Source organism: Macrococcus psychrotolerans (genome assembly GCF_038095555.1).
Taxonomy (GTDB): Bacteria; Bacillota; Bacilli; order Staphylococcales; family Staphylococcaceae; genus Macrococcoides; species Macrococcoides psychrotolerans.
On sequence record NZ_CP124591.1, the window covers coordinates 1,788,745 to 1,803,780 of the forward strand.

General features: G+C 37.4%; 17 protein-coding genes. 3 read left to right on the forward strand and 14 right to left on the reverse strand.

Translation table 11 applies throughout. The features are described from left to right. Positions 1 to 13: 13 nt before the first annotated feature. The 7 genes from acpS to QA539_RS09375 all read right to left on the reverse strand — a co-directional run bounded on the left by acpS (position 14) and on the right by QA539_RS09375 (position 7,051). Complete coding sequence (gene acpS / locus QA539_RS09345; RefSeq protein WP_101141634.1) at positions 14 to 370, reverse strand: holo-ACP synthase; 357 nt, start codon at positions 368 to 370, stop codon at positions 14 to 16. Beyond that, entirely contained in the window at positions 312 to 833 is a 522-nt protein-coding gene (locus tag QA539_RS09350) for a PH domain-containing protein (protein WP_283722622.1), read from the reverse strand. The genes acpS and QA539_RS09350 overlap by 59 nt, the downstream gene beginning before the upstream one ends. Further along, entirely contained in the window at positions 817 to 2,328 is a 1,512-nt protein-coding gene (locus QA539_RS09355; protein ID WP_419895130.1) for a PH domain-containing protein, read from the reverse strand. Before QA539_RS09355 ends, QA539_RS09350 begins: the two co-directional genes overlap by 17 nt. Beyond that, on the reverse strand, positions 2,318 to 2,794 hold the full coding sequence (locus tag QA539_RS09360; RefSeq protein ID WP_219493146.1) for a PH domain-containing protein: 477 nt from the start codon (positions 2,792 to 2,794) through the stop codon (positions 2,318 to 2,320). Before QA539_RS09360 ends, QA539_RS09355 begins: the two co-directional genes overlap by 11 nt. 112 nt (positions 2,795 to 2,906) lie before the next feature. Next, entirely contained in the window at positions 2,907 to 4,403 is a 1,497-nt protein-coding gene (locus QA539_RS09365) for a DEAD/DEAH box helicase (protein WP_219493147.1), read from the reverse strand. 234 nt (positions 4,404 to 4,637) lie between these two features. Then, the gene (locus QA539_RS09370) at positions 4,638 to 5,975 is read right to left on the reverse strand and encodes a UDP-N-acetylmuramoyl-tripeptide--D-alanyl-D-alanine ligase (protein WP_419895131.1); all 1,338 of its coding nucleotides are present in this window, start codon (positions 5,973 to 5,975) and stop codon (positions 4,638 to 4,640) included. Positions 5,976 to 5,980: 5 nt separating this feature from the next. Continuing rightward, positions 5,981 to 7,051 (reverse strand): D-alanine--D-alanine ligase, encoded by a 1,071-nt coding sequence (locus QA539_RS09375; protein WP_419895132.1) that lies wholly within the window; start codon positions 7,049 to 7,051, stop codon positions 5,981 to 5,983. Between the two features lie 170 nt (positions 7,052 to 7,221). On the opposite strand from QA539_RS09375, the gene QA539_RS09380 reads away from it, so the two are divergent. Next, positions 7,222 to 8,424, forward strand: coding sequence for an FtsW/RodA/SpoVE family cell cycle protein (locus QA539_RS09380; RefSeq protein ID WP_219493150.1), 1,203 nt, complete (start codon positions 7,222 to 7,224; stop codon positions 8,422 to 8,424). Positions 8,425 to 8,469: 45 nt separating this feature from the next. Here QA539_RS09380 and QA539_RS09385 read toward each other — a convergent pair whose 3' ends face one another. Further along, positions 8,470 to 8,604 carry an Lmo0850 family protein gene (locus QA539_RS09385; protein ID WP_256447893.1) on the reverse strand — a complete coding sequence of 45 codons (135 nt, stop codon included), beginning with the start codon at positions 8,602 to 8,604 and terminating at the stop codon, positions 8,470 to 8,472. Positions 8,605 to 8,793: 189 nt separating this feature from the next. On the opposite strand from QA539_RS09385, the gene cls reads away from it, so the two are divergent. Then, on the forward strand, positions 8,794 to 10,269 hold the full coding sequence (gene cls / locus QA539_RS09390; RefSeq protein WP_241427461.1) for a cardiolipin synthase: 1,476 nt from the start codon (positions 8,794 to 8,796) through the stop codon (positions 10,267 to 10,269). Positions 10,270 to 10,294: 25 nt separating this feature from the next. On the opposite strand, the gene QA539_RS09395 is transcribed toward cls, so the two are convergent. Next, entirely contained in the window at positions 10,295 to 10,426 is a 132-nt protein-coding gene (locus QA539_RS09395; RefSeq protein ID WP_283722627.1) for a hypothetical protein, read from the reverse strand. Between the two features lie 41 nt (positions 10,427 to 10,467). On the opposite strand from QA539_RS09395, the gene QA539_RS09400 reads away from it, so the two are divergent. Then, complete coding sequence (locus tag QA539_RS09400; protein ID WP_283722628.1) at positions 10,468 to 11,106, forward strand: HD domain-containing protein; 639 nt, start codon at positions 10,468 to 10,470, stop codon at positions 11,104 to 11,106. Between the two features lie 62 nt (positions 11,107 to 11,168). Here the strand turns inward: QA539_RS09400 and yidC are convergent, their stop codons facing one another. From yidC to tenA, 5 genes are all read right to left on the reverse strand, one after another. Continuing rightward, positions 11,169 to 12,029, reverse strand: coding sequence for a membrane protein insertase YidC (yidC, locus tag QA539_RS09405; RefSeq protein WP_219493153.1), 861 nt, complete (start codon positions 12,027 to 12,029; stop codon positions 11,169 to 11,171). 86 nt (positions 12,030 to 12,115) lie between these two features. Beyond that, the gene (gene thiE / locus QA539_RS09410) at positions 12,116 to 12,751 is read right to left on the reverse strand and encodes a thiamine phosphate synthase (RefSeq protein WP_283722181.1); all 636 of its coding nucleotides are present in this window, start codon (positions 12,749 to 12,751) and stop codon (positions 12,116 to 12,118) included. Positions 12,752 to 12,754: 3 nt separating this feature from the next. Beyond that, a complete protein-coding gene (gene thiM / locus QA539_RS09415; RefSeq protein ID WP_419895133.1) occupies positions 12,755 to 13,540 on the reverse strand; it encodes a hydroxyethylthiazole kinase in 786 nt (261 codons plus the stop codon). Beyond that, positions 13,540 to 14,328 carry a bifunctional hydroxymethylpyrimidine kinase/phosphomethylpyrimidine kinase gene (thiD, locus tag QA539_RS09420; RefSeq protein WP_419895134.1) on the reverse strand — a complete coding sequence of 263 codons (789 nt, stop codon included), beginning with the start codon at positions 14,326 to 14,328 and terminating at the stop codon, positions 13,540 to 13,542. The genes thiM and thiD overlap by 1 nt, the downstream gene beginning before the upstream one ends. Continuing rightward, positions 14,328 to 14,996: a thiaminase II gene (tenA, locus tag QA539_RS09425; protein ID WP_219493160.1), complete on the reverse strand. Its 669-nt coding sequence runs from the start codon at positions 14,994 to 14,996 to the stop codon at positions 14,328 to 14,330. The genes thiD and tenA overlap by 1 nt, the downstream gene beginning before the upstream one ends. Positions 14,997 to 15,036: the final 40 nt, after the last annotated feature.

Here is a 15,036-nt window from a genome sequence, read left to right on the forward strand (position 1 = left end):
ATTTATAATACATCTATAGTATCACATTTCCATTTGTCACAATAACATAGGCTGTGGCAATTGTATCTGTATGTGCAATACTGACATGCGCATTCGTATTACCTTTTATATATGGTTTTCCTGCCGCATCATTTAAGCAACATATATCATGAAAAGAAAGTTTGCCAATTCCTGTTCCAAGTGCTTTAGCATACGCTTCTTTCACACAGAAACGGCCAGCTAGATACTCAGCTTTTCTTTTTTCAGATTGGAACGTATCAAATCGTTCGCGTTCATCAGGATGTAATATACGCGTTAAAAACTTGTCATTATCAATATATTGACTCATCCTGCTGATTTCTAATATATCTGTCCCTATCCCCTTTATCATCGTTCTCCACTTCTCTCATTTTTTGATTGATCAATGTTTTAAGTATAGATGCTTCATCTTCATGAATAAGCTGTATCGAAAGACCGTTCTCAGCTGTATGCACAGTCAATGATTTTAAATGATATCTTTTCATTACTGGTCCTTGCTCAGTTTCAACATTTTGAATCTTAACATATGGTACGATCAATTCCTCCTTATTCCAAATCCCTGTTAATAACATAATCTCATCATCCCCAATGTCATAGTGATTTGCACGATAAACTAAGATTGGCTTTGACACTATATACCACACGATGTCGAGTAACAGCAGCGCTGCCAATACGATAAATACAATGTTTGAAATTGGCAGCGCAAAGTACCACGTAACGCAATAAAATATTGCAATTATAAACGCAAATATCATTACTTGAATGAATGCACCTATGCGCATAACCTTTATACTACTTTTATGCATCTGCTTCATATTCACTACGCTCCTTCGCCATAAACCATTCATATATATGTGCCGCATCATCTCGTTCTATAAAGTCAAGAGCAGTCGTACTCCCTAGCATCCCTGCAGCCACATCAACTTCAATATTACGTAAATCTGCTTTATTCATAAACGGTGTACTCTTGACACTTAAACTTATTATATTACGCTCTTTGATATATGTTGTTGTCATTGATAATAAACCACCGTTACTGATCGAAAGTTCGTCATCTATAATCGCATAACCTGAATTTTTGTACTTAATGATCGCAGTAATAAATGTTAATACAAGAAGTACTGCACCAATAATCCAGGCATAATCAAACCAATAATACTGAATCACACTCATAATGATAATAATAAACAACCAGGAAACTTGAAAGTACCTGCGTATACTACGCTTTGGAATCACATGATTCACAGCATTAAAGTTATAAGGCAGGAGTCGGAAGACAATCTCATACCCTTTATCATATGAAATAAATGGCAATAACTCTATTTCGTCATTACCGATTTCTTCTTCACTCTTCATCTCACTTGTAGTAACCACAGTAAACTTTGTCTTATTAAACAACTTTCTGAAATAACTTTGTGTTTCTTTGACACTTTGAATATTTTTCAAAACGATATACTTATCGATACGTTCAAACAATCCATAGTTTACGTTGATCACTTCACCATCGTAACGCACAGTGTATCGGTGATACTTTATAGCTGTAACGAAGATGCCGATAATATAACTTATCACTAGCAATACTATAGAAAGACCTATAACATACCCATAACTTTCACCAATTAACATTTTAACAGGATTTAAGAAACCATCCAGCGGAATAATTTCATCGATTTGTGAATACAGACCGAGTATAATTGCAATGACCGTAAACATGCCGCTACTCGTCACACTCATAAAGAGCAAGTCTTTAAACGCCAATCGATATATCACTTCAAATCGATTATCCCCGTTCAATTGATGGTCAACTGCAGCTGACTCTGACATAAAAGACTCATCATCCTCTACCGCATCACTTCTCAATTGACGTTTACGCTCGGTTAAGAAATTACTCAGACGCACAGCCTCACTTTTAGAAATACTGTTTAGTTCAATACCGTCACCTGCTGTACGCACCTGCATAATAACTCCGCCAAGAATTTGATTAGCAAGACCAGCATTCGTATCAATCGTCTGTATCTTTCCAATATAGATCTCTTTAATCTTCTTACTTATGATTCCTGTTTCCAGCAATAATTTATCATCTTCGATCCAGTATTTCGTTATACGTGCTTCAATAATACGGAGTATGATATTAATCAATGTAATAATCAGCATAAATACAGCAAACATATTATTCTGAATCGCATCTAGCGTAAATCCATCACGAACAATCCAGAATAAACCAATCCCAATTAGAAATAAATTCTCCTTTATCGCCTTTAATGCGTTTGATAAGTACGTCGAATAATGGAGGGTATGTTTACTGTTCATAATGAATCTCCTTTATTCTCTCTATAATTTGTGATGCAATTAGCTCTGCATCATCAGCATACATCAACGGCATCACATTGCTATCTCCGCGAGTATATACTGTAACTTGTGCTAATCGATATTTCTGCATTAACCAGCCACGTTTAATACAAACAGACTGCATAATATCGACAGGTAATACCATACGTTCCGTAAAATATGCCCCACTGGATAGTTCAAGCGTTACTCGATTCAATTGATACTTCGTATATTTTTGGCGAAGTCTGACACCAATAATAAGCTTGTACAACGGATAGAGCAATAATATAAAAATTAAAAAATCATATTTAATCGTCAAGTATTTATGCATCACAAAATATATTACCCCGGAAATGACAGTGAATAATATAAATAGCATTATCGCTTTTACATACATATATTTAACAGCAGCTTGTGGTTGAAAATTATTTAAATCAATCTCGTACATGAGCAACCTCCATTCTTCAAAATTATACCAAAGATATAGAAAGACCTACAAACAAAAAAAGCCAGGACATCTGTCCTGGCTTGACTTGTGGCTTAACGCTCCCAAGACAGCTTTATTTTTTGTGATCTGCGAAGGTTCTGCCTTTAAATGTTTTTTTCGCTTTAGGTGCTTTACTTCCACGATCGAACGCTTTACGACGGTTATCTTTACCATCTTTACGATTACGGTTACCGCCACCTGAGCGGTTACCTGAACGGCCACCACGGAATGATTTACCGCCACCTTTACGTCCAAGTGGTTTTTCGAATGTTAATTGAACATCAACATCGTTATTTGATTGAATTAACTCTTGTAACAATGATGCTACTAATTTCACATCACCGTACTCTTCGATTAATTCTTTCGCGATTGATTCGATACGTGCTTCAGTATTTGCTTCAACCCAAGCTTTTACTTTAGATTTAACATCTTGTTCACGTGCTTTCATAACCTCACCTGGTGTTGGTGGACGTAATGCCTGCATTTGACGATTTTTCGCTTTTTCAATTTGACGGATATAATCCATTTCAACTGGATTAACGAATGAAATCGCCATACCATGCTTACCTGCACGTCCTGTACGTCCGATACGGTGTGTATAACTTTCAACATCCTGAGGAATATCAAAGTTGTAAACATGCGTTACACCTGAAATATCTAATCCACGTGCTGCTACGTCAGTTGCAACAAGAATATCAATTTGGTCATTTTTAAATTTCTTTAATACTTCAAGACGTTTCGCCTGAGTAATATCACCGTGTAGTCCTTCAGCACGGTAACCTTTAGAAATTAATGCACTTGTCAATTCGTCTACACGACGTTTTGTACGTCCGAATACGATTGCAAGTTCTGGTTGGTGTACATCTAAGAAGTTTGTAAATGTATCAAATTTCTCTAATTCTTTAACGATTGTGTAGAACTCTTCAATTGAAGGATCTGAATCGTTGTTTGTCATCGTTTTTACGATAACTGGGTTTTTCATGAACTTTTGAACAAGTTCTTGAATTGCTTTAGGCATTGTTGCTGAGAAAAGCATCGTCTGACGATTTTCTTTCGGTAATTTATCCATGATAAAACGCATATCATCGATGAATCCCATGTTCATCATTTCGTCAGCTTCGTCTAAGATTAAAGTATTGATATCTTCAGTCTTTAAAGTGCGACGATTTAAATGGTCGATGACACGACCCGGTGTCCCTACAACGATTTGAGGTTTCTTCTTAAGTTCTCTAATCTGACGGTCAATCGGCATACCACCGAATACAGTTGTAACTTGGATTCCTTGTCCACGACTGAAAGCTTTCAACTGCTCTGCAACCTGTACAGCTAACTCACGTGTTGGAGCCAGGATTAAACTTTGGATCCCTTCACGGTCTTTAACCTTTTCAATTAAAGGTATACCGAATGCACCAGTTTTACCAGTACCAGTTTGCGCTTGGCCTAGTACGTCACGGCCAGCCATCGTATGTGGGATACTATCCGTTTGAATCGGTGTAGGTTCTGTAAATCCCAACTTCTCCAGCGCATTTATGGTAGGTTCGCTGATACCTAGGTCTCTAAATTTTTGCAATATGATTTCTCCTTTTGTCTTCCTTAAATTACTGCGTATGTTACGCAATGTTCTAATATCGGGTAATTTTTCACTACCCTACTTATTCAACTTCTCTATATTAGCATCATATGAAAATTATTACAAATATTTTAATCGTACTCTGTCACATATTATTCACAATAAAATGGCTGTAATTCATTACAACCACTCACTTTATTAACTCATTCATTTGTTTATAAATTTATTTTTTCGTTATAATAATTCGTTAATTATTGTTTCAAGTTTCATCCCTCTGCTCGCTTTAAATAATACAGTCGTATGCGCATTGAGCATACCTTTTAGATGATTTGTAAGTGCCTCTTTCGTATCGAAGTGCTGAACTGTCGTAAAGGTCTCTGCCACTTTTGAAATATGGCGTGCAGCATTACCTGTCGTAAACACATAGTCGATTTGTTTACCTTGTAAATATGCACCAACTTGTTCATGATACATGACTTCATCTTCTCCAAGCTCGAGTACATCACCGAACACGATGATCTTCACTTCACTATCCATCTGTGATACCGTATCAATTGCGGCTTTCATACTCGTTGGGCTCGCATTGTATGCATCGTTGATAAGCAACGCACCGTCTCTGCCCTCAAGTTGTTCCATGCGCATTCCTGTAAGCTCCAGCTGCTGTAAACTATGATTGATTTGTTCTGAGGACAACCCTAGATAACTGCCGATTGCAATGGCTATTGTTGCATTACGCGCATTATGGCTTCCTAAAGTCGGAACAATGTATGTATCATCATTTACTTTAAATTGTACATGCTTATCTTGCATTATCATTTCATGGATATAATATTCATTGTCTTCATTAAATCCTATGCGGTGTGCATCTTTATTATCTTTTACTAATGGTTTTAAGAGCACTTCATCACCATCATAGAATAATGGCCCTTTCAATCCATCCGTTATTTCATACTTTGCCTTGGCAATGCCCTCTCTTGAACCAAGATCCCTCATATGACTTTCGCCGATATTAGTTATTGCGGCAATATGTGGCTCTGCAATATGAGATAGCAATGAAATTTCTCCGAATCCAGACATTCCCATTTCCAAAATAGAAATCTCTGTATCTTCATCGAGCTGGCATAACGTTAATGGTAATCCAATCTCATTATTATAATTGCCTTGTGTCTTCTTAACTTTGAAGTGAGGTGTCAAGACCGCTTCAATCATATCCTTAGTCGTCGTCTTACCATTACTACCTGTTACTGCAATAACTTTAGGATCAACTTCCTTTAAGTAAGCTTTCGATAATTGCTGAAGTGCAGTCAGTGTATCTTCCACCACAATTACCGGAAGGTCTCTTGGTATTTCTCCTGCATCACGCTGCCATAATGCGGCATGAGCCCCTTTGTCGATAGCGTCTGCTACATATTTATGTCCATCCACATGTTCTCCTTTAAAAGGAATAAACAGTACACCTTGATCAATATTTCTAGAGTCGATTGACACTCCAGAGATCATTACTTCTTGATACATCGCATCTAACGTACCTGTAGTATGCGTTTTTATCCAATTTAACGATCGATTTATCATAATTATCAGTCCATTTTATATTTAATATTTTTCTTGTCGTTATATCTTTCTTTCGCAAGATTGATTAAGTCGGTGATTAATTCACCATAGCTCTTACCCATATTCTCCCAAAGCAGTGGATACATGCTGAACTTCGTGAATCCTGGCATCGCATTCGTTTCATTAATATAAATCTTGTCATCCTCAGTAAGGAAGAAATCTGCACGTACGAGCCCCGAGCAGTCCGTTGCTTTGAATGCTTCAACCGCCATATTTCTTAGTGCTGATTGAATCTCTTCTGAAATATCAGCCGGAATTTGAAGCTTTACTTTGCCGTCTTTATATTTCGACTTATAATCATAGAAGTCTACATCTTTGACAACTTCTCCAGGTAATGTTGTCTCTGGTGTATCATTCCCTAGGACCGCAACTTCTACTTCACGCGCGTTAACGCCTTGTTCAATTACTAGCTTTCTATCAAATTGCAACGCTTCTTCGATACCTTGAATCAATGTTTTACTATCTGTACATTTAGATATACCGACAGAAGAACCTAGATTTGCAGGTTTCACGAATACAGGATAAGTTAACTTTCCTTCTACTAGTGAAATAATATTATCCTTATGTGCCTCGTACTCACTCTTTAAGAAACTCACATAAGGTAACTGTGGTAACCCTCGTGTTGCGAACAGTTGTTTCATGACAAGTTTATCCATAGAACTTGAAGCGGCAAGAACGCCATTACCAACATAAGGGATGTCCAGCACTTCAAATAATCCTTGAATTGTCCCATCTTCACCGTTTGGTCCGTGCAATAAAGGAAAGACTGCGTCATATGCTTTTCCTGTTGATGAAATATTCAACATTTCTGAAATTGACAAACGCTCTACATGAGATAACCTTAAACGCTCACTATCCTCTATTGTCTCAGAGATTTCAGGTCCTTTTAACCATTCACCATCATTTGTGATATATATTGTATCTATTGAGTATTTGTCCTTATCCATCGCATTGATCACAGATTGTGCAGTTAATAATGACACATCATGCTCCGCACTTTTCCCTCCATAGATGATGCAAATATGTTCTTTTGCCATATGTATTCCTCCAAACTGTTAATAACATAATATTATCATGATATAATGATACATGCACATTATTTCATGTGACACAAAATTACCTTAAACTCGGGTAACTTATCTATATATACTTTCAGATGATTTATGTATAATAAAATTTATAATTATTTATGGTAAGGAGTAATCGCATGCCAACAAATAAGACTCGCAATAAACCAAAACGTTCGTGGATTGAAAGAATTGATTGGTGGCTTATTATATTAATATTGGGTTTCTTTACAGTCAGCCTGGTAATTATCTCTTCTGCTATGACAGGTCAGCAGTATGGGACAAACTTTGCACTTAGACAAGTCTTTTATTATTCATTAGGATTTGCCCTCGCACTCTCAATCATGTTTATACATCCAAAAACAATAAAGAAGTGGACTTTCTTTATTTATTTACTAGGAAATATCGCTTTATTAGGCCTGCTGATTCTACCAGAATCTTCATTTACCCCTGTGATCAATGGTGCAAAAAGCTGGTATGTATTTTTTGATAAGCTTAGCTTACAGCCTTCTGAATTTATGAAGATCATACTCATGCTGACATTAAGCAAAGTAGTATATGATCATAATCGATTTACATATTACAAGTCATTTCAGACGGACCTCATATTACTTCTTAAAATAGGATTAACCGCAATGATTCCAATGATACTTATATTATTACAGAACGACCTTGGAACAATGCTTGTGTTGCTCGCTATCATACTTGGTATCATCATCGTTTCTGGTGTGACTTGGAAAATACTCGCACCTTTTCTTATTACGGTTTCATTGCTCGGTGTCTCTATTATTATGATGATTATCTATAAACCATCACTTATCGAGAAAATTCTTGGTATACAGACGTATCAGCTCGGCCGAATCAACTCATGGTTAAATCCTGCTCAGTATAGTGACGGGGAAGGATTTCACCTAATGGAATCCTTGAAAGCGATAGGTTCTGGTGGATTGTTTGGTAAAGGTTATAAAGGCGGAGAAGTGTATATCCCCGAAAATCATACGGACTTCATTTTCTCAATTATCGGAGAAGAGTTTGGGTTTATCGGTTCCATTATAGTTTTAATATTGTTTTTAGCACTGTTTACACATCTCGTACGCTTAGCTCAAATTACAGTCTCACCATTTTCATCAATATTCCTTGTTGGATTTATCAGTATGATTGCCTTTCACGTATTCCAGAACGTCGGCATGACGATACAAGTTGTACCGATAACAGGAATCCCATTACCATTTATCAGTTATGGGGGAAGTTCTTTATGGGCACTCATGTGTGGCATTGGCGTTACATTAGCTATTTATTACCACTCTAACCCCGAACAACTGAAGAAGTTAAAATCAAAATAAAAACAAGCGTTCAGAATTGAACGCTTGTTTTTATTCTATTATGTACTATTTCAACTTTGCAGGTGCAACATTTGGTAATGTACGCATTACCTCAAAACGGGACTTAGTCTTTGAGATATTTACACCTAGTGAAGAAAGCAGAGTGACAACACTTTTAATCTTTTCTTGCGATTGTTTCATAAAAATCACTCCAATCCATTTGTTAATACTAGTGTAACCGAAATCATTATCGCTGACCATAGGCCTATAGTCTTATTTATGTTAATTTATCGATAACTTTATGAATTATTTGTTAAATATTACAATGGCACTCTACGTACCATGCTTCTGTCTATTCATGTATAATAGATTTAATTAGGAGGGGTTATATTGGAGCAGTTATCACAAATTGATTACTCACAAATTTTCTCAATTTTATTTTTTGTAGGATTCATCTTTAACATCTTTTTAGCTTTCGTCATCATCTTTTTTGAACGAAGACAAGCCGGCTCTACGTGGGCATGGCTACTCGTACTATTTTTCTTACCTATCATCGGATTCATCCTTTATCTATTGTTCGGTCGTCAAATCAACCATCAGACCATATTCACTTTAAATGATGAAGACCGGTTAGATCTAGAACGTATTGTCAGTGCTCAGCGTACAGCTATAGACAATGGTAATATAGAAGTGCGTTCTGGAGAAATTATTAAACATAGTCATATCATCAGAATGTTGCTGCACAACTATGCCTCTTTTCTAACCACTGATAATAAGGTGGAAATCTTAACAGATGGCAGAAAGAAATTTGATGCTTTATTAAATGATATTCATAACGCAACAGATCATATTCATATTCAGTACTATATCTTCAAAAAGGATGGTATCGGTCTAGAAATCCTCAATGCACTGATGAAGAAGCTTGAAGAAGGTGTAGAAGTGAAGATGCTCTATGATGATATCGGTTCAAGAACTTTGTCTCTCTCCAGATTCAAGCAGTTCAAAAAACTGGGTGGGCAAGTAGAATCCTTCTTTCCTTCTAAATTACCGCTTATTAACTTTAGAATGAATAATCGAAATCACCGTAAGATTGTCGTAATCGACGGTAAAATAGGCTATATCGGCGGGTTTAATGTCGGTGATGAATACCTGGGTCTGGATAAGAAATTTGGTTACTGGCGTGATACGCATCTCAGAGTAGAAGGCGATGCAGTAAATGCCTTACAGCTCCGTTTTATGATGGACTGGAATTCACAGATTACCCGTGACTTCATGTCTTATGACAAGAAGTACTTTCCAGATGTAACAAGCAAAGGTGATATCGGCATTCAGATTGTATCAAGCGGACCGGATTCCTCTGCTCAACATATAAAAAACGGATATCTTAAAATGATTACATCCGCAAAAAAATCCATATATATTCAGTCTCCCTACTTCATCCCTGATACGTCATTACTCGATGCATTAAAAATTGCTGCAATGACTGGTGTAGAAGTTAATATCATGATTCCAAATAAACCTGACCATCCGTTTGTATATTGGGCTACATATTCAAACGTCGGTGAACTTCTCAATGTCGGTTGTAATATCTTCATTTATGAGAATGGCTTTATTCACACAAAGATGCTCCTCATCGATGACGAAGTTGCAAGCGTCGGAACTGCCAACATGGACTTTAGAAGCTTTGAATTAAATTTTGAAGTGAATGCCTTTATATACGATGATATCGTAGCCAAAGAATTGCGAAAATCATTCGAAGACGATGTACACGTCTCTTCGCAACTCACCAAAGAAATTTATGATCAGCGTGTCCTCCTTATTCGTGTGAAAGAAGCAATTGCGCGACTGCTTTCTCCAATATTATAGGGGGGCAGTTCAAGTCCCACATCTATTATATAAATCCAAACTTGCATAACATAAAATCTAGAGTAATCTTTGCAAAGAATAAGCTATGTACAACAAGAACGATTGAAACAGTATGTGTCTGTTGTCTCGTAAGTTCAAAATGACATCTAATTCCCATCTGCTGCACCCGCTTACAAAAAAGAAAGGATTTTTCACAATATGAAAAGCAATATAATTGAAATTACCGAAGAATTTGTGAAAGGTATACACAAACATGATTCATCAGGCCATGACTTCGCGCATATCAATCGTGTAAGAAAGCTTGCACTGTATATTGGAAAGCGAGAAGGCGCAGATCTATTTATCGTAGAAATGGCTGCACTTTTGCATGATACCGTTGACGAGAAACTGTTCAATGAACAATCTTCCTGGGAAAGACTTGATCACTTTTATGCAACAATTGGATTGAGTGATGCACACATAGCACAAATCAATCATATTTTGTGCTATGTGAGTTTTAAAGGTGGCGCCAATGAAGGTAAACTGAAGTCACTTGAAGGATTTGTCGTGCAGGATGCTGACCGTATTGATGCACTCGGTGCAATCGGTATCGCACGCACATTTATGTTTGCAGGTAAATTTGGAGAAGCAATGTATGATCCAGAGACTAAGCCACGTGAAGATTTAAGCAATTATAGAACACCTGGTACTGCCATCAATCATTTTTATGAAAAACTTTTTAAACTCATCCATCTTATGAATACTGAAACTGGAAGGCAGATTGCACAGTCACGTAATGATTACATGCAGCAGTTTATCGATATATTTTTACAGGAATGGTACGGAGAGAAATTATAAAGAAATACCGGACAATACTGATAATCAGTACGGTCCGGTATTTTTATTTAAGTTATATTACATTATCTTCTTTTCTTCTTTTTTGAAGATACAACTTGTGTATTCTTTGGTTGTTTCGTACGCTCATTCTCTTCGTGCGCTTCGATTAATGGTGCAATTTCTTCGTGCACTTTCTTCTTGTAGAACTTGTTTCCTAACCAAGTCTGTAACACTAAGAATGCTCCACCTACAGCCCAATATAATGGTAATGCTGCAGGAGAAATGGCTGACATCCAGACAATCATAATTGGCGAGATAAACATCATCATACGCATCTGTGCTTTTTGTTCTTCTGGTATGTTCTGCATAGAAACGTAAGCTTGTAATGCGTATACAATACCTGCGATAACTGTCATCGCGATATCCGTCTTCGTTAACTCAAACCATAAGAAATTCGGATACTGTGTGATGCCACCTTCAGTTGGATACTTCAATACATAGAATAATCCAGTGACGATTGGCAATTGAATTAATAATGGTAAACATCCCATGTTTAATGGGTTAATACCATTTTCTTTGTATAATGCCATCATTTCCTGGTTTGCTTCCATCTTCTCTTCTTGCGTGCGCGCACGCTTTACTCGTTCTTGAATCTCTGTCATCTGCGGCTTGATTAAAGCCATTTTCTCACGCATAACGCTTTGGTTCTTATATGTTTTCATCATAAATGGGAAGAGCGCTAAACGTACGATTAATGTAATCGCAATAATCGCAAGTCCGTAGTTATGTCCCATATGCGCCCCTAACCAGTGAATTAACTGGTCTAAAGGATGCACAAATGTATCATAGAAAAATCCATTACGGTTTGATTCTTTTGAATAGTCACAGCCAGATAAAATTATCGCTGCAGTAAATACTAGGAGCCATATCGACTTCTTTTTCATTTTTTCACCTCATAATATTATTCACATAGAGGTTATTTTATCATAAATCTAGGTATACATAAACAAAAACCATGATATTTTACTTTTTACTTATAATACTGTAAGTAATCTGTAACAACTTGCTTAATATCACTGCTTCTTGTAATAGATGAAATGGTAGAGATACCATCTGCTCCTGAAGCGATAATCATTTCACAGTTGCTACTTGTTATTCCACCAATTGCTACAATTGGAATGTCTTCATCATGGAGACGCATCTTACGTATCAGTTCAATACCACCGGGCTTTTTCGCATCACTCTTACTACTTGTTTCATATACAGGACCGACACCTATATAGTCCACATGTGTTAAATCTGACTGATCATACTCTTCAAAATTACCGACAGACAATCCTATGATTTTTCCGTGGAAGTCATCGATGATATTTTCTATCTTTTCATCACCCTGTCCAAGATGAATACCGTCTGCATCAATTGCTTTAGCAAGTGCAACATCGTCATTGACGATAAATGGAACTTTATAGTCTTTACATAGCTTAAATAAACGTTCAGCAAGTAGTTGTTTCTCTTGCCCCATCTTTGCTTTCGGACCTTTCTCTCTAAACTGAAACATTGTAATTCCTGCTTCAAGCGCTTCCTTTAGCACACGTTCTAAGTCACCGTCAGGAACGTCAGAAGTCCCTGCAATGAAATATACATGAAGCATCTCTCTTTTAAACATAAGCTACACTTCTTTCACACGTGATTCCTTTGCTATATCATCTTGTTGAATTAAATAGAGCTGATCTATTAAATTCACAGCAAAATGTCCTGGCAAGGTCCCATTAGCACTGTGCTCAGCACGTTCTGCCGCAATCGTATAAGTCGCAATTGCTTCTGTTAATAATGCTAATGAAGGTTTAGTTTCATTATATATGAAACTTGCAACAACTGCTCCTAATAAACATCCTCCTCCTGTGACTTTCGTCAGGAGCGGTGTCCCATTTTCCACTAAAGCGATTTGTCCATCCTGACAGATTGCATCAACCGCACCGGTTACGATAATCGCAGTATTGAACTTATCATATGCTCTTCGCGCAACGCTTTCAGTCGATAGCGATTGATCTGCATCTGTCCCTTTCATTGCGGCATCTTCTGTTAATGCTGCAAGCTCTGACGCATTCCCACGAATGACACTAATATGATGCTCGTTCAGCAATTTTAAGCAGAAGTCTTTACGAAACTTAGATGCACCACAAGCGACAGGATCAAGTACGATAGGTACATGATGTTTATTTGCAAATGCAGCCGCTTGTAACATGTTTTCCTTATCCCCTTCTTCAATTGACCCTATATTGATCAGTAACGCACCAGCATACGCTAAAAACTCATCCATTTCTTGACGTTCTGTCGCCATCGCAGGGCTTGCACCAAGTGCGAGCAGACCGTTCGCTGTAAAGTTTTTGACGACATCATTCGTAATACAGATGATCAACGGGTTGTCTTTACGAAGTTGAGTGAGTTTTGTCATTATTCAACCTCCTGAAACTTAAAGTGATTTACTGGGCCCTGGCCATGACCAATTCCAGGAGTGTACTTAATGGCCATATCCATATAGCGCTTCGCTAATCGCACAGCATCTTCTATACTCTTCCCTTTGGCAAGTTCTGCTGTGATGACAGCTGAATAAGTACAGCCCGTGCCATGTGTGTGCTTCGTATTATAACGTTCTCCAGGCAAAGTAATTAATCCCGTCTTTGTGAAGAGATAGTCTGTCGCATCTCCCTTTAAGTGTCCACCTTTGATAAGTACGCTTCGAGAACCAATTTCATCGATAAATATTTTTCCTGCACGTGAGATATCTTCTTCTGATTCCACCTTCATTTCAACAATTTTCTCTAGTTCAGGTATATTTGGTGTCACCACTGTCGCAATATCCAGTAATTTTGTACGCACAGCATTTTGACCATTTTCATCAAGCAACAAATCTCCACTTTTAGCCACCATCACAGGATCGATGACATACGGGATGTTATAACGTTCTATATACGGCCTCACCACGTCCATCACTGCACTTGTTGCTAACATCCCTGTCTTTACTGCATCCGGAACAATGTCTGAATATACACTTTCAAGTTGTTTCTGTATAATGTCCACAGGCTGGTTAAAGACATCCTGCACGCCTAATGTATTCTGTGCAACAAGACTTGTTACTACACTCATCCCGTATACGCCGCGTGACTGAAAGACTTTCAAGTCTACTGTCGTCCCAGCACCTCCTGTAGGATCGGTTCCGGCAATCGATAATGCTGTTTTCATCAATAGCCCTCCCATGTTTCAATGTTATAGGACATATTAAAGAAGCGCTTCTCATGAATACAGCTTTCAACAAAGTTCTTTCTTAATATATTTAGTTCTTCATCAGAAGCTGTTTCACTGAACTCATCTACCCAGCGATCTAAATGACCGATAAGCTCATCCATATTTGTACAATAAAAGTCGACCCAAGGTTTTAGCGGATTACCTTCCAGGTCATTACGTTCAGCAATCTTTAGTGCCAGCTGCTGATAGACATATGGACAAGGTGCCATCGCACATATCGTAAAGCTCGCATCACTATAGCGGTAGGCATTGTAATACATATGCTTAATATAATGATCACTTGATGGATACCATTCTCCTTCTTCAATCACTGTCTTATAATCAACACCTGCATAGTCTGCTAATGTATAGTGCGCATCCACTTCACCATTCATAACAAAATCGATTTGGCCGAGTAAGAACTGAATTCCTTCTCTATCATTAAGTTTCGGAATAAGTAGGCTATATATCTTTGCAAACTCGTTTAAATATAAACTATCTGCCTTTAAGTAATGTTTTACTGCTTCTTTCTTTAGATCCCCATGAATAATACCTTGAATAAAAGGATCATTATAAATCGATTCAATAATCGGTTCTACTTCTTTTTTCAACTGTCTCGTAAACACGTTATCCCTCCTAAAAATAAAAACCTATCTCCTGATAGGA